Origin of the sequence: Deinococcus phoenicis, assembly GCF_000599865.1 — a bacterium.
Taxonomy (GTDB): Bacteria; Deinococcota; Deinococci; order Deinococcales; family Deinococcaceae; genus Deinococcus; species Deinococcus phoenicis.
Genome location: NZ_JHAC01000031.1, coordinates 1 through 16,385 on the forward strand (window position 1 = coordinate 1; position 16,385 = coordinate 16,385).

Genomic DNA, 16,385 nt, shown 5'->3' on the forward strand with positions numbered 1-16,385 from the left:
TGGGAGTACGGCCTCATACCCCACCTTACGCCTCCGGCAACCTTTCTGCGCCCCGCCCTAACCGTCACCGGGGGCGGCCTCATCAACAGCGCGGCGGTCAGTGACGGCGGGCAGGTGTGGTACGAGACCTACGGGCGGATCACGCGGGTCAACGCGGACGGCAGTTCGACCACCTTCGCGCCGGTCAACGGCAACACTTCCAGCATCCTCGGGCTGGACCGGCAGCAACCGGGCCTCCTGTGGTTGCAGGGCAGCGGGGGCATCCTCCGCTTCGACACGGCGGACGCCAGCAGCCAGGTGATTCTGACCGACTGGGTACCGGCCAGCGCCCTGAACGCGGAGGGCGGCCTCACCTTCCTGACCCGGGAGACGGCAGGCGCCGAGGCGCGGTCCTACCTCAGCACCCTGCGCTGAAGCCCCGCCGACAGGCAGCGCCCTGGTCCCCTTGAGGCGTCGGGGCGCTCTGTCCGGTCGGTCCTACCCGGCGGCCTGCTCCACCTGCCCGAGGGGCCGCAGCACGAACCCCCCCTTCTTCCCCGCCTCCAGCCGCGCGAAGGCCGTATCCGGGTCGTGCGGCGTGGCGATGATGGCCCCCTCCTCGAACCACTGCGGAAAGTACGTCTTGCGGATGTCCAGCGTGGTCACGGGGTAGAGGTCGTAGCCCATGATGTAGGGGTACGGCGCGTGGGCCAGGGTGGGGAGCAGGTCGGCGGCGTACACCAGCGTCTGACCGCCCGAGCGCAGCACCACCCCCTGCTGGCCGAGGTTGTGCCCGGGCAGCGGCAGCACGCCCAGGCCGGGCAGCAACTCGTGTTCGCCGTCCACCACGTCAAAGAGGCCCGCCTCCAGAATCGGGTCGATGTAGCCGGGAATGTAGCTGGCACGGCTGCGTTCGTGGGTGTGCTGGGCGTCGTGAAGTTCCTGCTTTTGCACCACGTAGCGGGCGTTCGGAAAGGTGGGGTCGCCGGTCAGCGTCACATTGCGCCCGGCGTGGTCGAAGTGCAGGTGCGTATTCACCACGAGGTCGATGTCGTCGGGCGCGAGGCCCAGGGCCGATAAACCCCGGAACACGGTCTCGTCGCGGTCGAGGGCGTACATCCCCTCGAACTTCTCGCCGCCCTGATCCCAGAAGCCGGTTTCGACCAGGACGTTCTTGCCGCCCAGGCGAATCAGCAGGGGATTGATGCGCAATCGGATGCGGTTGAGGTCGTCGGCGGGCGCGCCCCGCTCCCACAGGACTCTGGGAACGCTGCCGTACATCGCGCCGCCGTCGAGGCGGAACTGCCCATCGGTGAGGGAAAACACGTCGGCTTCACCGATGCGGAGGTGCTGGGTCCAGGACATGTCCGGCAGGATAATGGTCTCAGGGCCGAACGGTCGAACTGCCGGGGCCGTCAGACGGTCAGACAATCAGACAGTTTGACCCGCCTTGACCCGCCATGCATGCTCTAGGGTAACGCCCATGACCGCCTCCCCCCTCTCCTCCAGCGGCCTCGCGGCGGTCTGGCGGCTGCCGCACGCGGTCCGGCTGGCGCTGGCGGTGCTGCTGCTGGGGTTCGCCCTCTCGCTGGCCAGCCCCTTCATGGCGTTGTTCGGCGTGAACCGGGTCCACATGACGCCGCTGCAACTGGGCATCTTCCTGACGGTCAACGCCGTGAGCAGCGTGCTGATCAGCACCCGGCTGGCCCGCTGGTCGGACCATCTCACCGACCGCAAGCCGCTGGTGCTGTTCACGCTGGGGGCGGCGGCGCTGGGCTACAGCCTCCTGAGCGTGACGCGGGCGTATCCGGCCCTGCTGGTGATCGGGGCGGTGCTGCTGGGCACCGGGGCGGCGGCCTTTCCGCAACTGTTCTCGTTCGCGCGGGCGCAGTTCGCCGGGGCCGGGGGTACCCTTCCCGACCGGGCGGTCACGTTGCTGCGCTCGGTGTTCTCGCTCGCCTGGGTGGTCGGGCCGGGGGTGGGGGCGTGGGCGCTGGCGGGGCTGGACTTCCGGGGCCTCTTTCTGCTGGCGGGGGCGTGTTTCGCGCTGGCCGGGCTGCTGGCGTGGCGGGTGCCGCCCGCAGCGACCCAACCCGGTCCCACGCCGCCCCGCACCCAGGCGGGAAGCGGCGGTCCCCGGCGGCCCCTGGTGTGGGTCGCGCTGGCCTTTGTCCTGTACGGCATGAGCATGAGTATGGGCATGACCATGTTTCCGCTGCTGATCACCCAGGTGCTGCACGGCACGGACGGTCAGGTGGGCTTTCTGGTGGGTCTGTGCGCCCTGCTGGAGATTCCGGTGATGCTGGCCTTCGTGGTCGCGCGCCGCCTCCCGGCCACCGAGCGGCTGGTAAAGTACGCGCTGGCCCTGTTCGTGCTGCACTTCGCCCTGGTGTACTTCGCACAGGGACTGCCGCTGCTGGTCGTGACGCAGGGGGTGCGCGCCGTGGTGATCGCCGTGATGGCGGGGCTGGGCATGGCGTACTTTCAGGAGCTGATGCCGGGCCGCCTGGCCGCCGCGACCACCCTCTTTGCCAACACCACCAACATCGGCGCGATGCTCGCCGGGATCGTCTCGGGCGTGTGCGCGCAACTGTTCGGCTACCGGGCGGTGTTCCTGCTGTGCGCGCTGCTGACGCTGGCCGGGTGGCTGGTGATGCAGGCCGTGACGCGTGCCCGGCCCACACCGCTGGCGCTGGCCGCCGGAGCGGAAGGTGGGGCCGACCCTAGAGCATTTGTCCGAATTACACCGCCCTGGGGAAAGCGCCTCCAACGGTTCCATTCTCCCAAACGCTCTCCCTCTTTCACTCGCTCCGCTCGGTCAAAAAGAAGGTCTCTTTTTGACAAATGCTCTAAGTGAAGGAAGGCCCGAGCAGGCGATGAAGCCCAGTTCACAGCCTGCCCATCCCGCTAACCCTTCCGGCAGGAAGACTGGCAGCACAACCCGGTCAGACAGGGCGGGTCGCAACCAGGGAGGCTGAGCATGACGCAAAGCGGTGGACAGAGCAGCGGCGGGATGAGTATGAAGATGACCGACCTGCAAGACCTCTACGTGGAGCAGCTCCAGGACGTGCACTCGGCGGAGCAGCAGCTCATTCAGGCCCTCGGGCAGATGGCGCAGGCCGCCAGCGACGCCCAGCTCAAGCAGGGCTTCGAGATGCACCAGCAGCAGAGTCAGCAGCACCTGCAACGCCTGGAGCAGATTTTTCAGGACCTGGGGCAGCAGCCCGGCGGCAAGACCTGCAAGGCCATGCAGGGCATCGTGGCCGAGGGCCAGGAGACCATCAAGGAAAAGGCCACGTCCGCCGTGCGTGACGCCGCCCTGATCGCCGCCGCCCAGCGCGCCGAGCACTACGAGATCGCGGCCTACGGCACGCTGCGCACCTACGCCGAACTCCTGGGCCGCCAGCAGGACGTGGACCTGCTGCGCACCACCGAGGACGAGGAAAAGGCCACCGACCAGAAACTGACCGGCCTGGCCCGCGGCATCAACATGGAGGCCATGAACCAGTAAGCCTGACCGCCAGAAGGTGCCCGCAGGTTCATCGCTGCGGGCACTTTCTTCAGTTGGGCTTCAGCTGGCCCCGGTGCAGGGATGGCCTCCGATCAGTCGCGGGAGCACCCCTGCCTGATGTCGGCGGCGAGCGCGGCCACGTCCTCGCCATCACGCACGGCATTGATAAAGGCGCTGCCCACCACCACGCCGTCGGCCACCTGCGCGACCTGATGGGCGGTCTGCCGGTCCTTCACGCCGAAGCCGACGGCAATGGGGACCCGGGCGTACAGCCGCGCCAGGGCCAGCATGGCGGGAACCTCGCCCAGCGCCGAACCCTCGCGCGCGCCCGTCACGCCCGTCACGCTGACGGCATAGAGAAATCCCGTGCAGGCCTCGGCCACCAGCTTCACCCGCTCGGGCGTGCTGGTGGGCGCGATCAGGAAGATGACGGCCAGACCGTGTTCGGCGGCCAGATCGGCGATCTCGATGTCCTGGTCGGGCGGCAGGTCGGGGAGAATCAGGCCGTCCACCCCCGCCGCCTGGGCCAGACGCATGAACTCGCGCGGCCCGACGGCGTAGATGGGGTTCACGTAGGTCATCACCACGATGGGGGTGTCGTGGCGCTGACGCAGGTCCCCCACCAGTTGCAGGGTACGCCGCGTACTCGTGCCCCCCGCCAGCGCCTGTTCGCTGGCCCGCTGGATGGTGGGGCCGTCGCCCAGCGGGTCGGAGTACGGAATGCCGACCTCCAGCAGATCGGCCTGGGCCAGCAGCGTGTCGGCTACCGCCGGAAATTCGGCGGCACTCGGATACCCGGCGGTGAGAAAGGGCATGAAGGCGGCGCGGCCTTCTGTCTGCGCGCGGGCAAAGGCCGCGTGAATGCGGGCGGCGCCCCGTGTGGTGGTGGCGGTCATGCGGACACCTCCTCGCGCGTCATGGCGGCAGGCTGCCTTTCCAGTTCGAGCAGCCGCATCACCTCGGCCACGTCCTTGTCGCCGCGCCCCGACAGGTTCACCACGATCACCCTGTCCGGCCCCAGTTCGCGCGCCAGCCCCACGGCGTAATAGATGGCGTGGGCGCTTTCCAGCGCGGGAATGATGCCCTCCAGACGGGTGAGGAGTTGCAGCCCCTCCAGCGCCTGCGCGTCGGTGACGGGCACGTACTCGGCCACGCCCGTCTCGGCGTAGTGGCAGTGTTCGGGGCCGATGCCGGGGTAATCCAGGCCCGCGCTGATGGAGTGCGGGGGGACGATCTGGCCTTCGGGGTCGTTCAGCAGGTACATCAGCGAGCCGTGCAGCACGCCGATCCGTCCGCCCGCCACGCTGGCCGCGTGCTTGCCGCTGTCCACGCCCTCCCCGGCGGCCTCGGTGCCGATCATGCGGGGCCGCTGATCGGGCGGCAGGTAGGCATAGGGCGCGAAGATGCCGATGGCGTTGCTGCCGCCGCCCACGCAGGCGACGATGGCGTCGGGCGCGGCGCAGCCTTCGAGGGCCTGAAGCTGCACCTTGACCTCCTCACCGATCACGCTCTGGAAGTCGCGGACCATCGCGGGGTAGGGGTGCGGTCCCACCACGCTGCCCAGGATATAGAAGGTGTCGCGCACGTTGGTCACCCAGTCGCGGATGGCCTCGTTGGTGGCGTCCTTGAGGGTGCTGGTGCCCGACGTGACCTCGCGCACCTCCGCGCCCAGGAGCTTCATGCGGAAGACGTTCATGGCCTGGCGGCGGATGTCCTCGGCGCCCATGTAGACGATGCAGTCCAGGCCCAGCAGCGCGGCGGCGGTGGCCGAGGCGACCCCGTGTTGCCCGGCGCCCGTCTCGGCAATCACGCGGCGTTTGCCCATGCGCTTGGCGAGCAGGGCCTGGGCCAGACAGTTGTTGATCTTGTGCGCCCCGGTGTAGTTCTGGTCCTCGCGCTTCAGGTAGATCTTCGCGCCGCCCGCATAATCGGTGAGGCGCTGCGCGAGGTACAGCGCACTGGGGCGGCCCACGAAGTCGCGCAGCAGGCGGTCCAGCTCGTTCAGGTAGGCGGGGTCAGCCTTGGCGGCCAGGTAAGCCCGCTCCAGTTCATCCAGCGCCGGAATGAGCGTCTCGGGAACGTAGCGCCCGCCGAAGCGCCCGTACCGCCCGCGCCCGTCCGGCTGCGGGTAGGTGGGGAGAGTCAGAGCCATATTTTTCAGAGTAGAACGTTCGCCCTAACAGTTGTTAGGGAAACTTAGACAGGCGGTCTAAGTTTGTGACCCCGTGAAGAATCCGGCTTCCGTCAGCCGCGCCCGCCACAGCGGCAGCAGGTCGGCCGCCCGCACCTCGTCCGGCAAGGCCCAGCCCGGTGATCCCCAGCCCAGTGGACCCCAGTCCAGCGACCGGGCCAGGGCCGACAGCACCCGCCCCGCGTCCTCCCCTCCTTCGCGCAGGGCCTGCACGGAGGGTGCGCCTCCCCGCTTGGCGAGGCGTTCGCCGCGAAAATCGGTCATCAGGGGCACATGCAGGTAGCGCGGCTCCGCGTAGCCCAGCGCCCGCCCCAGGGCCACCTGCCGGGGCGTGGCGGGCCACAGGTCCGCGCCGCGTACCACGTCTGTCACGCCCATCCGCGCGTCGTCCACCACCACCGCGAGGTGGTAGGCGTACACCCCATCGTTTCGCCGCAACACGAAGTCGCCCACCTCGGCGGGGAGGTTCTGGCAGAGCGTCTTCCCCGTCAGCACGTCCCGCACGCACACCGTCTCGTCGGGCACGCGCCAGCGCAGGGCGGCGGAGCGGTCCAGGTCTGCCGGATGAACGCGGCAGGTGCCGGGGTAGACGGGTTCGTGGCCGTGCGGTGCCCCCGCGCTTTCCTGAATCGCGGCCTGAATCTCCCGGCGGGTGCAGGTGCAGGGGTACGTCTCGCCCGCCACCCGCAGCCGGGCCAGCGCGTCCGCATACACGTCCAGCCGCTCCGACTGCAGATATTCAGCATCCCAGTCCAGGCCGAGCCATTCCAGGTCACGGCGGGTGGTGTCGTAGGCCCAGGGGCGGACCCGCCCGGTGTCCAGGTCCTCGAAACGCAGCAGCTGCCGGCCGCCCAGTGCGCGCGCGTGCAGCCAGGCGAGCAGCGCCGTGCGGGCATTGCCCAGATGCATCGCCCCGGTCGGACTCGGCGCGAACCGGCCCACCACCGGGACAGAAGGGGCAGTCATGAAATCAGGCTAGCTCAGGCCAGCGCGGCATCATATGCCCATGACCGCAGACCGCCTGCAAACCCTCCTCCATGCCGAGACGTACTGGACCGCGCGGGCGCTGCGGGAGCAGGGCAGCCGCTTTTACCGGGCGCTGGGCGAGGCGCTGGAGGCCGCCGACCTGGGCAACCGCCGCCGCATCTACGCCGCCTGGACCGACGAACTCTGGGAGTTCTACGAGCGGGGCTTGCGTCTGGAGGCCGCAGAGCGGGAAGGGGCCGCCGGCGAGGGCTGACCAATCAGAGCGTAGAGGGCCTCGCGCGCTACCACCCGCAGGCTGGCGAAGGCGCCCACCGATTCCGTCCCGGTTTGCGCCTGCCCCGTCTGCCGCAGATTTCGTTTCCGTTCCGCCCGGCTCTGCCCCGGCACCGGCTGGCCGATCAGCGCGAGGAACAGTTGCGTGAGCAGGGTCCGGAGGGCACGGAACATGGCGTTCATGGTCCCGTTACGGCGGCCTGCTCCCGGACGTTCCCGGCGTACACTGCCGCGCATGACCCCAGAGCCACAGGCGACCCTTCTGGCCGTGTTCGCGCACCCCGACGACGAGGCCTTCAGCGTCGGCGGCACCCTCACCCACTATGCCCGGCGGGGCGTGCGGGTGGTGCTGGCGTGCGCCACGCGCGGCGAGGCGGGCAAGATCACCGTGCCGGGGATGACCGTGGACGACCTGGGCCAGCAGCGCGAACAGGAATTGCGGGCCGCCTGCCGCGCCCTGGAGATTCCCGAACCCGTCTTTCTGGACTACCACGACTCGGGCCGCTACGAGCGCACCCGGTACGATGATCCCCTGGCACTGATGAACGTGAACCCGCTGGACGTGGAGGTCAGGCTGCGCGCGCTGATCGCGGACGTGCAGCCGCAGGTGATGGTGACCTTCGACCCGCACGGCGCGTATGGCCACGTGGACCACCTCCAGATTCACCGGGCCGCGACCGCCGCTTTTTTCAGCAGCGGGCACCTGCCGGGCGGCGGACCGCAGCGGCTGTACTACACGGCGCTGACGCACGCGGCGGCAGAAGGCCTGGCGCGGATGGGCCAGGACCTCGACCCCCTGGTGTACGGGGTCAGCGAGGGCACCGTGGCCGTCCGCATGAACGTCGCCGCCTACGCGGAGAACAAGAAGGCGGCGCTGGCCGCCCACGGCACCCAGACCGGCCAAACCAGCCTGTTGGGCCGCATGACGCCCCAGGAACGCGCGGCGCTGGAAACGCGGCTGCTGGGCACCGAGAGCTTCAGCATCGGCGGCACGCGCACAGCCATAGAGCAGTATCCATTGCGTGGTCTGTTCGGCGGCCTGCCGGGGTACGGGGAGCTGGACGCCTGAGGGCAGGTGGCGCGGAGGCGGTCCTTCAGGCCGGTCGCCGCGCCACCCGCGCCTCTACCCCAGCAGCCGCCGCACGGCGAAGCGCACCCGGCCCAGGCTGTCCACCTGGTCGAAGGCGGTCAGTAACACCTGATTGCCGTGCGGCGTGAGCAGAATCGGGCCGCCCTCCATGTCCAGCAGCAGGTCTTGCCACTCGCTCTGGCCCAGCGCCGCCTGGAGACTGCCGATCACGGCGCGCCCGATCTGGACCACACTGATGTCGGCCCCGCTGCCCGCACTGGTCACGATGCTGCCCGCCGGGTCGAGCAGCGCGACGTGCCGGACGCCGCGCACTTCCAGAAGCTGCTGTATCATGCCTGCTCCGCGCGGGGCAGGTCGGTGAGTTCCAGCGCGAGGCGGGCCAGGTGCTGCTGCGCGGCGCGCGTGTCGTGCCCGCGCGTGAGGGCCACGCCGAGGATGAAGTCCCCGCTGGTCACGGCCACCACCTCAACCCGCTCGCTGGTAAAGGCGATGCGGGTGACGTTCCCGGCTCCCAGGCGGCGGCCCGTCCGGTCCAGGCCCACGCGCAGGGAGGCGAGTTCGGCGGCCAGGGCGTCGCCGCCCTCACCGATCAGTTCGACCGGCAGCCCGTCCGGGCCGACCAGGGTGCTGGCGATCACGCCCGGGACGGCGCGCAGGGGATCAAGTCTGCCTCTCACAGGAAGCTCTCCAGTTTGCGGGCGGCGTCGCGGCCATACAGCCGGGCCTGACCCAGGTTGCTGCGGGCGTCCAGGGCCAGCAACAGAAAGAATTCGGGCGTGATGGGGTGCAGGTACACGCTGAGGCGCTCGCCACGCAGGTACAGTTCGCGCGCCGCGCCGCCCCCCAGCGTGTCGCCGTAGGCGGCGTTCGTGGCCCGCAGCAGCCCCGCGTGTTCGGCGACGAGAAGGTTCAGGTCCGTGGCGGCGGCGGTGTGGCCCTCGACCAGCAGGCCGTCCAGCCCGCCGATCGCGGCGGCCCACGCGCCGTCCACGTCCGCCACCAGTTGTGTGAGATGAGGCAGCATCACGGCGATGATAGGACGCGGGATAAAGCAAAACTCTCACAAGTGGGGTGACGGAACCGGGGGCGGCCGCTTCAGGCTGTCCCGGCTCCCGGTCCAGACTTCAGCCGCTCGCGCAGCCGCTCCTGTTCCGCCCCGCTGAAGCCATACGCGCAGAGGTACGGCCCCACGCCGCCCCAGCCCGCGTCCAGATAGGCCAGGGCCGCCAGGATGTCGGCGGGGCGGGAGGCGACGAAGGGTTCGGCCTTCGCCCAGGCTTCCGGCGTTTTCCTGGCTCTGGCGGCGGCGTAGAAGGCCAGCAGCTCCGGCCCACTCGCCGCGTAATCAGCGGCGATCTCCTCACGTGGCACGCCCGCCAGCTCCAGACACAGGGCCACGATCAGCCCAGTACGGTCCTTCCCCGCGTGACAGTGCAGCAGCACCGGGCCGGGCGGCGCGTCCAGAATCGCCCCCAGGATGGTGACGATCTGGTTCGCGGCGTGGTCAAGATGGGCGCGGTAGTGGTCGGCGTTGCTCCGCGCCCCCGCACTGGCGGTATTCAGTTCGCGGTTCCGGTACGGCAGCAGCGGCAGATTCAGGTATTCGGCCCGCCCCAGGAAAGGTGGCGGCTCCAGGGCGCGTTCGGCGCGATTCCGCAGGTCTAGGATGCGCGCCATTCCACTGGCGAGGACTTCCCCTCTCCCCCGCTCGCTCAGGCGGCTGAGGTTGCCGCTGCGCCACAGGCCGGGCAGTGGGCGGCGAACGTTCAGGGCACCGTCAGGCACATCAGGCATCCGCGCATCTTGGGCGCTGAACGGCCGGAGGAAACACCCCCTCCGCTTCCTGTTTTTGGCGTCCCGGTGCGGTAGAATGTCAGCAGTAGAGGGAGTGGGAGCCGTTACGTCATTAGCATAATGTGGTATACTCATTCCATCCCCGGCACGCCCTAGCGGTTGGCGCTGGCGGGCCTCTTTCCCCCTTGTCGTCAGCGGGTTTTCCTCCGTCTGACGCGGATTGACTGGAGCCTCATGACTGGAATCCATCCCGTTGACATCACTGCGGAAGTCAAGACCAACTTCATCAACTACGCGATGAACGTGATCGTGGACCGCGCGCTGCCGGACGTGCGCGACGGCATGAAACCCGTGCAGCGCCGCATCATGTACGCGATGCTGCTCGAAGGCCTCGCGGCCAACCACAAGCACGCCAAGAGTGCCTCGGTGGTCGGCGAGGTGATGAAGAAGTACCACCCGCACGGCGACTCGTCGATCTACGACGCGATGGTGCGCCTCGGCCAGTGGTGGAACATGCGCTACACGCTGGTCGACCCGCAGGGCAACTTCGGCTCCATCGACGGCGACCCGCCCGCCGCGATGCGCTACACCGAGGCCCGCATGACCAAAGTGGCCGAGGAGGTGCTGGCCGACCTCGAAAAAGAGACGGTGGACCTCAAGCCCAACTACGACGAGACGACCGAAGAACCCAGCGTGCTGCCGTCGGCGGTCCCGAACCTGCTGATCAACGGCGCGACCGGCATCGCGGTGGGCATGGCAACCAACATCCCGCCGCACAACCTGACGGAAATCAGCAACGGCCTGCTGGCTTTAATCGACAAGCCCGACATCCAGCTCGACGAGATGATGACGCATGTGCTGGGGCCGGATTTTCCCACCGGCGGGCGCATCAGCCGCCAGGGCATCCGCGAGGCCTACGCGACCGGGCATTCGGGCCTGAAGGTGCGCGGCAAGGCCCGCATCGACGAGAAGAACGGGCGCACGCAGATCATCATTTCCGAGATCCCGTATCAGGTGAACAAGACCAACCTGATCCAGACCATCAGCGCGATGTACAAGGCCGGGAAGATTCCCGACATCTCCGCCCTGCGCGACGAGTCCGACCGCAAGGACCCCGTGCGGATCGTGGTGGAACTCAAGCGCGGCGCGATTCCCACGCTGGTGCTCAACCAGCTTTACAAGTACACGCAGCTCCAGAGCACCTTCACGGTGATCAACCTCAGCATCGTGAACGGCGAGCCGCGCGTGCTGCCGCTGATCGACACCATGCGCGCCTTCCTGGATCACCGCCGCGACGTGGTGACCCGGCGCACCGCCTACGACCTGCGCAAGGCCGAGGAACGCGCCCACATCCTGGAAGGGCTTCTCAAGGCGCTGGACCACATCGACGAGGTCATCTCGCTGATTCGCGGCAGCAACACGGGCGCCGAGGCCAGGGACGTGCTGATGGCCCGCTTCGGCCTCAGCGAGATTCAGGCACAGGCGATTCTGGACATGCGCCTGCAACGCCTGGTCGGCCTGGAGCGCGAGAAGCTGATGGGCGAGTACGACGAGCTGCAAAAGACCATCACCCGTCTGAGATCGATCCTGGGTGACGAGAAGCTGCTGTGGCGCGAGATCAAAAAAGAAATCCGCGACATCCGCGACCGCTACGGCGACGAGCGGCGCAGCACCATCACCGACCTGGAAGACGACATCTCCAAGGAAGACCTGATCGCCGTCGAGGACATGGTCATCACCATGACCAAGGCCGGATACCTCAAGCGCACCAAGCTGGACGCCTACCGCGCCCAGGGCCGGGGCGGACGCGGGGCGTCGGGCGGCAAGCTGCGCGACGAGGACATCAACACCCGCGTGTTCGTCGGATCCACCCACGACTACCTGCTGTTCTTCACCGACGCGGGCCGCGTCTTCCACGAGAAGATCTACGACCTGCCGGAAGCGGGCCGCGACGCCAAGGGCACGCACATCCGCAACCTGCTGCCCAGCCTGCGCGAGGACGAGAACATCGCCAGCGTGCTGAGCGTGAAGGGCTTCGACGAGCCGGGGAGCTTCGTGTTTGCCACCCGCAAGGGCGTGGTGAAAAAGACGCTGATCACCGACTACGGCAACATCACCTCGGCGGGGCTGATCGCGATCAACCTCCAGCCCGGCGACGAGCTGATCGGCGTGGGCATCCAGCGCGACGGCGACCACGTGGTGTTGGCGACCCGTGAGGGCCAGGCGATGCGCTTTGCCGCCACCGAGGTGCGCGACACGGGCCGCGCCACCCAGGGCGTGATCGGCATCCGCCTGCGCGGGGACGACGAGGTCGTCAGCATGGCGCTGGTGCCCGGCGACGACGAGGGCAGCGAACTGCTGGCCGTCAGCGAGTGTGGTCTGGGCAAGCGCACGCCGGTGGGCGACTACCCCAGCAAGGGGCGCGGCGGCCTGGGCGTGATTACCCTGGATGTGACCGACAAGACCGGCAAGCTGGTCACCCTGACCCACGTGGCCGGGGACGAGGAACTGATGGTGCTGACCGAGAAGGGCACCGTGATCCGCACCCGCGTCGAGGAGGTCCGCGTGACGGGCCGCAACGCGCAGGGCGTGAAGGTCATCAACATCAGCGACAAGGACCGCGTGATCAGCGCCTTCCCGATCCGGCGGGAGGACGAGCTGTAAGCCCACCCGAGGCCTCAGGAATGCCCGGCCCAGGTGGTCGGGCGCTTCTTTTTGGCCGGGTCGCCCCATATCCGCATGGCCTTTACCCCACTTCTTCCCCGCTTTCTGGAAGCCAGGCCCGATGAGCCGCAGGTGAGCGAGGGGGCCGCCTGAGCCGGGTCTTTTTGGTTGACATGGAGCGACTTTTCAACCCGCCCCGGACTGTCGAGCTTCGTAAGCTAAACGATGATTAAAGAAACAAAACTGTTTACAAAATAGTGATCTTCGGTTACACTGTGACCTGTACCGGGATGTCCCCGGCCCCCGAGAACCCAACGCCCAGGAGGCGAGCCACAATGACGCAGACCAATACCAGCCCCTCCCTGACCCGAACCTTCGTCGATACCGTCACCTACCGCCCCGGCGCGGTGATCCTGTACCCCGGCAAGAGCGATATGCTCTACCGCGTCGCCTCCGGCCTGGTGCGCGTGCACACCATGGACGACGATGGCAACGGCCTGACCCTCCGGTATGTGAAGCCCGGTGAGTACTTCGGCGAGGAAGCCCTGGCGGGCGTGAACCGCGCCTACTTCGCGGAAGCCGTCACTGACAGCACCGTGGACGTGATCAACCCCGCCCTGATGACCGCCGAGGACAACCTGGTGGTGACCACGCACCTCGTCAAGACGCTGGAACGCGCCTACGAGAGCATCTACCGCCTGGTCGGCAAGCGGCTGCGCGCCCGCATCGCCGGCGAGCTGCTGGAGTTGAAGGACACGGCCCTGGCCACCCAGCTCGACAGCGGCGAGACGATGATCTACGCCACCCATGACGAACTGGCCGCCGCCGTCGGCAGCGTGCGCGAGACCGTCACCAAGGTGGTCGGCGAACTCAGCCGCGAGGGCGTGATCAGCGCCGGCTACGGCAAGATCACCCTCAAGGACGAGAAGGCCCTGGCGCACATCGCCGCCGCCTGATCTTCCGCCCCGCGTTCCAGACTGCCCGGTCCACGCCGGGCGGTTTTTCGTTGGGCCGAGGCCATGCCGCGAAACCCGGCCGGACCCGTCCAGATTCCGGGGACAGTGGGGCCAGGCCCGCCCGCTACACTCACCCTGATGACGACCTCTTCCTCACTGGCCCAGCAGCACTTTTCCCCCGAGCGGCCCCTGCGGGTCGCGGTGATCGGCAGCGGCCCCAGCGGCGTCTATGCGGCGGAGGCCCTGCTCAAACAGACCGCCGTGCCCGCCGAGGTGGACGTGTTCGACCGCCTCCCCACCCCCTACGGCCTGGTGCGCTACGGCGTGGCCCCCGACCACCTCACCATCAAGAGTGTCACGAAGGGCTTCGAGAAGACCCTCTCCGACCCGCGCGTGCGGTTCCTGGGCAACGTGGAATTCGGCACCGACCTGACGCACGCGGAAGCCCGCGCCCACTACGACGCCATCATCTACACCGTGGGCGCGTCCTCGGACCGCCGCCTGGGCATCCCCGGCGAGGACCTGCGGGGCAGCATGAGCGCCACCGAGTTCGTCGCCTGGTACAACGGCCACCCCGACGCCGCCGCGCGCGAGATGGTGCTGAACGCGACCGGCGTGGCGGTGGTCGGTGTGGGCAATGTGGCGCTGGACGTGAGCCGCATTCTGGTCAAGACGCCAGCCGAACTGCGTGAAAGCGACATCGCCGCGCACGCCCTGGGCGCGCTGGAACACAGCCCCGTGAAGGACGTTTGGGTGCTGGGCCGCCGGGGCGCGGCACAGGCCAAGTTCACGACCAAGGAGCTGCGCGAGTTCGGGGAACTGAGCGGGGCCGATCCGGTCGTGAAGCCGGAGGAAGTCCAGCCCGACGAGGCCGCCGAGGCCCTGATCACCGACAACGTGGTGAAGAAGAATCTGGAAGTGCTGCGGGACTTCGCGGGCCGCACGCCGGAGGGCAAGGACCGCCGCATCCACCTGCGGTTCCTGGTGTCCCCCGTCGAGATTCTGGACGATGGGCAGGGCAACGTGGCGGGCCTGAAGGTCGAGCGCAACCGCCTGGACGACCAGGGCAACGCGGTCGGGGCCGGCGAGTACGAGACGCTACCGGTCCAGATGGTGCTGCGGTCGGTCGGCTACAGGGGCGTGGCGCTGCCGGATGTGCCGTTCGACGAGAAGCGCGGCGTGATTCCCAACCTGGAAGGCCGGGTGGAGGGCCGGGCGGGCGAGTACACGGCGGGCTGGATCAAACGCGGCCCCAGCGGCGTGATCGGCACCAACCGCAAGGACGCGGTGGACACCGTGGCGCACCTGCTGACCGATGCCCAGGCCGGAGCACTGCCGGCGGCACCCCAGCCCACCCGCGCGGCGGTGGACGCCCTCCTGAGCAGCAAGGGCGTGGACGTGTACACCTTCCCCGACTGGCAGAGCCTCGACGCGCACGAACTCGCGCAGGGCGAAACGCAGGGCCGTCCGCGCGCCAAGGTCGTGCACAAGCACGAGATGCTGACGCACCGCAAGGAGAGCCAGAAGGCAGAACGCTGAAGCCCGGAGGCCGGAACCGCAAGCAAAGGCCGGGGCTTCCCGGTCTTTTTGCCCTTTGCCTTCTGGCATACTCCCTGCCATGCCGACCGAGCAACCCCCACGCCCCGCCCTCCCCCGCACCGACATTCTGGTGATCGGTGGCGGGCCGGCGGGGCTGCACGCGGCCTTTTACGCCGCGTGGCGGGGTCTGAAGGTGCGGGTGCTGGAGGCGCGCGGCGAGGTGGGCGGGCAGTTGATGGCGCTATACCCCGACAAGGTGATCTACGACGCGCCGGGCGTGCCGCAGGTCCGGGCGGGGAAGCTGGTGGAGGCCCTGTCGGCCCAGCTTGAACCGCTGGACGTGGACGTGCGGACCGGCGAGGTGGCGCGCACGCTGGAGCCGGACGGCGCAGGCGGCTGGGTGATCGGCACCGGGGGACACCGGCACGCGGCGGGGGCGGTGATCCTGGCGGCGGGGATGGGCGCGCTGCTGCCGCGTGAAGTGCGGGTGTCCGGTGCAGAGACGCACCCCGACGTGCGAACGGACCTGCCCGACCCTGCCGGGCTTGCCGGGAAACAGGTGCTGGTCGTGGGGAGCGTGCCGCAGGCGACGCGGGCCGCCCTGGAACTCGCGGACGCGGGGGCCGCCGTGACCCTCACGCACCGCCGGGCCGGGTTCCGGGGCGACCCGCAAACCCTCGCCCGGCTGGAGGCGGCCCGGTCGGAAGGCCGCGTGCGGGTGCTGGCGCCTGCTGTCCTGACGCACCTCACGCCGGAAGCCGCGGAACTGTCCGTGGGCGGCGAGACGGTTCGCGTCCCCGCCGAAACCGTGCTGGTCCTGAATGGCTACCTGCCCGACCTCTCCCCCCTGCTGGGCTGGCCGCTGACCTGGGACGGTGAATATGTTCCGGACGGTCCCGGTGGGCAAACCCCCCTGCCCGGCGTGTACGTGGTCGGCGACCTCGCGCAGTCGGGCGGGGACTTCAAGCTGCTCTCGCTGGCCTTTGCACAGGCGGCGCTGGCGGCCAACCATGCCGCCCACCACGTGCGCCCTGAGCTGAAGGTGCGCCCCGGTCACAGCAGCGAGCGGGGCGGGTATCCGGCGGCAGGGGTGAACGCGCAAGGGCAAGGGTAGGACCGATGCGCTGTCTGTAGCCCAGACGGCCCCGCTTCATTCCAGACGGCGAAAGCTGCCCCACATCAGACCACGAAGGCCCGCACGCCGCGCTCCTGGCAGGCCCGCAGGAGATGCTGGCGGGTGGCGGCGACCACCTCCGGGTCCGGGTGGGCCAGCGTCAGGACGGTCCGGGCGTGGCCTGCCGCGTCCGTGCCGCTCCGGGCACTCAGGGCCGCCCCGCCGGGCGTGGCGAGCAGGGCGGCGAGGGTCACCCCGTCCGGGGTTCCCACCAGTGTCAGGTACTC

General features: G+C 69.0%; 18 protein-coding genes. 9 read left to right on the forward strand and 9 right to left on the reverse strand.

Annotation, left to right across the window (positions count from 1 at the left end; all coding sequences use genetic code 11):
- Positions 1 to 414: hypothetical protein (locus tag DEIPH_RS20185; RefSeq protein ID WP_034357439.1), on the forward strand; the 414-nt coding region annotated here is incomplete at its 5' end.
- A 63-nt stretch (positions 415 to 477) separates the two neighbouring features.
- Here DEIPH_RS20185 and DEIPH_RS09745 read toward each other — a convergent pair.
- On the reverse strand, positions 478 to 1,344 hold the full coding sequence (locus DEIPH_RS09745) for an MBL fold metallo-hydrolase (RefSeq protein ID WP_034357441.1): 867 nt from the start codon (positions 1,342 to 1,344) through the stop codon (positions 478 to 480).
- A 118-nt stretch (positions 1,345 to 1,462) separates the two neighbouring features.
- Here DEIPH_RS09745 and DEIPH_RS09750 point away from each other — a divergent pair, with 118 nt between their 5' ends.
- Together DEIPH_RS09750 and DEIPH_RS09755 are read left to right on the forward strand one after the other, a co-directional pair.
- Complete coding sequence (locus DEIPH_RS09750; RefSeq protein WP_081790863.1) at positions 1,463 to 2,836, forward strand: sugar efflux transporter; 1,374 nt, start codon at positions 1,463 to 1,465, stop codon at positions 2,834 to 2,836.
- 123 nt (positions 2,837 to 2,959) lie between these two features.
- Entirely contained in the window at positions 2,960 to 3,490 is a 531-nt protein-coding gene (locus tag DEIPH_RS09755; protein ID WP_081790864.1) for a ferritin-like domain-containing protein, read from the forward strand.
- Between the two features lie 92 nt (positions 3,491 to 3,582).
- Here the strand turns inward: DEIPH_RS09755 and trpA are convergent, their stop codons facing one another.
- Genes trpA through gluQRS form a run of 3 tightly spaced genes read right to left on the reverse strand, consistent with a single transcriptional unit; the run spans position 3,583 to position 6,647 of the window.
- Positions 3,583 to 4,386 (reverse strand): tryptophan synthase subunit alpha, encoded by an 804-nt coding sequence (gene trpA, locus DEIPH_RS09760; protein WP_034357442.1) that lies wholly within the window; start codon positions 4,384 to 4,386, stop codon positions 3,583 to 3,585.
- Positions 4,383 to 5,642 (reverse strand): tryptophan synthase subunit beta, encoded by a 1,260-nt coding sequence (gene trpB / locus DEIPH_RS09765; RefSeq protein ID WP_034357444.1) that lies wholly within the window; start codon positions 5,640 to 5,642, stop codon positions 4,383 to 4,385. The genes trpA and trpB overlap by 4 nt, the downstream gene beginning before the upstream one ends.
- A gap of 57 nt (positions 5,643 to 5,699) precedes the next feature.
- The gene (gluQRS, locus tag DEIPH_RS09770) at positions 5,700 to 6,647 is read right to left on the reverse strand and encodes a tRNA glutamyl-Q(34) synthetase GluQRS (protein ID WP_034357447.1); all 948 of its coding nucleotides are present in this window, start codon (positions 6,645 to 6,647) and stop codon (positions 5,700 to 5,702) included.
- A 40-nt stretch (positions 6,648 to 6,687) separates the two neighbouring features.
- On the opposite strand from gluQRS, the gene DEIPH_RS09775 reads away from it, so the two are divergent.
- Together DEIPH_RS09775 and DEIPH_RS09780 are read left to right on the forward strand one after the other, a co-directional pair.
- A complete protein-coding gene (locus DEIPH_RS09775; protein ID WP_034357593.1) occupies positions 6,688 to 6,921 on the forward strand; it encodes a hypothetical protein in 234 nt (77 codons plus the stop codon).
- A 255-nt stretch (positions 6,922 to 7,176) separates the two neighbouring features.
- Complete coding sequence (locus DEIPH_RS09780) at positions 7,177 to 8,010, forward strand: PIG-L deacetylase family protein (protein ID WP_034357449.1); 834 nt, start codon at positions 7,177 to 7,179, stop codon at positions 8,008 to 8,010.
- Positions 8,011 to 8,064: 54 nt separating this feature from the next.
- Here DEIPH_RS09780 and DEIPH_RS09785 read toward each other — a convergent pair whose 3' ends face one another.
- The 4 genes from DEIPH_RS09785 to DEIPH_RS09800 form a co-directional block, all read right to left on the reverse strand.
- Positions 8,065 to 8,364 (reverse strand): roadblock/LC7 domain-containing protein, encoded by a 300-nt coding sequence (locus tag DEIPH_RS09785; protein WP_034357451.1) that lies wholly within the window; start codon positions 8,362 to 8,364, stop codon positions 8,065 to 8,067.
- Positions 8,361 to 8,708, reverse strand: coding sequence for a roadblock/LC7 domain-containing protein (locus tag DEIPH_RS09790; protein WP_034357453.1), 348 nt, complete (start codon positions 8,706 to 8,708; stop codon positions 8,361 to 8,363). Before DEIPH_RS09790 ends, DEIPH_RS09785 begins: the two co-directional genes overlap by 4 nt.
- Entirely contained in the window at positions 8,705 to 9,055 is a 351-nt protein-coding gene (locus DEIPH_RS09795) for a roadblock/LC7 domain-containing protein (protein ID WP_034357455.1), read from the reverse strand. The genes DEIPH_RS09790 and DEIPH_RS09795 overlap by 4 nt, the downstream gene beginning before the upstream one ends.
- A gap of 71 nt (positions 9,056 to 9,126) precedes the next feature.
- The gene (locus tag DEIPH_RS09800) at positions 9,127 to 9,825 is read right to left on the reverse strand and encodes a tyrosine-protein phosphatase (RefSeq protein ID WP_034357459.1); all 699 of its coding nucleotides are present in this window, start codon (positions 9,823 to 9,825) and stop codon (positions 9,127 to 9,129) included.
- A 234-nt stretch (positions 9,826 to 10,059) separates the two neighbouring features.
- Here DEIPH_RS09800 and gyrA point away from each other — a divergent pair, with 234 nt between their 5' ends.
- The 4 genes from gyrA to DEIPH_RS09820 all read left to right on the forward strand — a co-directional run bounded on the left by gyrA (position 10,060) and on the right by DEIPH_RS09820 (position 16,098).
- Positions 10,060 to 12,489 (forward strand): DNA gyrase subunit A, encoded by a 2,430-nt coding sequence (gyrA, locus tag DEIPH_RS09805; protein WP_034357461.1) that lies wholly within the window; start codon positions 10,060 to 10,062, stop codon positions 12,487 to 12,489.
- 335 nt (positions 12,490 to 12,824) lie between these two features.
- Entirely contained in the window at positions 12,825 to 13,445 is a 621-nt protein-coding gene (locus DEIPH_RS09810; RefSeq protein ID WP_034357463.1) for a helix-turn-helix domain-containing protein, read from the forward strand.
- 138 nt (positions 13,446 to 13,583) lie between these two features.
- On the forward strand, positions 13,584 to 14,984 hold the full coding sequence (locus DEIPH_RS09815; RefSeq protein ID WP_034357465.1) for an FAD-dependent oxidoreductase: 1,401 nt from the start codon (positions 13,584 to 13,586) through the stop codon (positions 14,982 to 14,984).
- A 79-nt stretch (positions 14,985 to 15,063) separates the two neighbouring features.
- Positions 15,064 to 16,098, forward strand: a complete 1,035-nt coding sequence (locus tag DEIPH_RS09820; RefSeq protein WP_034357467.1) for an NAD(P)/FAD-dependent oxidoreductase — start codon at positions 15,064 to 15,066, stop codon at positions 16,096 to 16,098.
- Between the two features lie 65 nt (positions 16,099 to 16,163).
- Here the strand turns inward: DEIPH_RS09820 and DEIPH_RS09825 are convergent, their stop codons facing one another.
- The gene (locus tag DEIPH_RS09825) at positions 16,164 to 16,352 is read right to left on the reverse strand and encodes a hypothetical protein (protein WP_235183213.1); all 189 of its coding nucleotides are present in this window, start codon (positions 16,350 to 16,352) and stop codon (positions 16,164 to 16,166) included.
- Positions 16,353 to 16,385 lie beyond the last annotated feature (33 nt).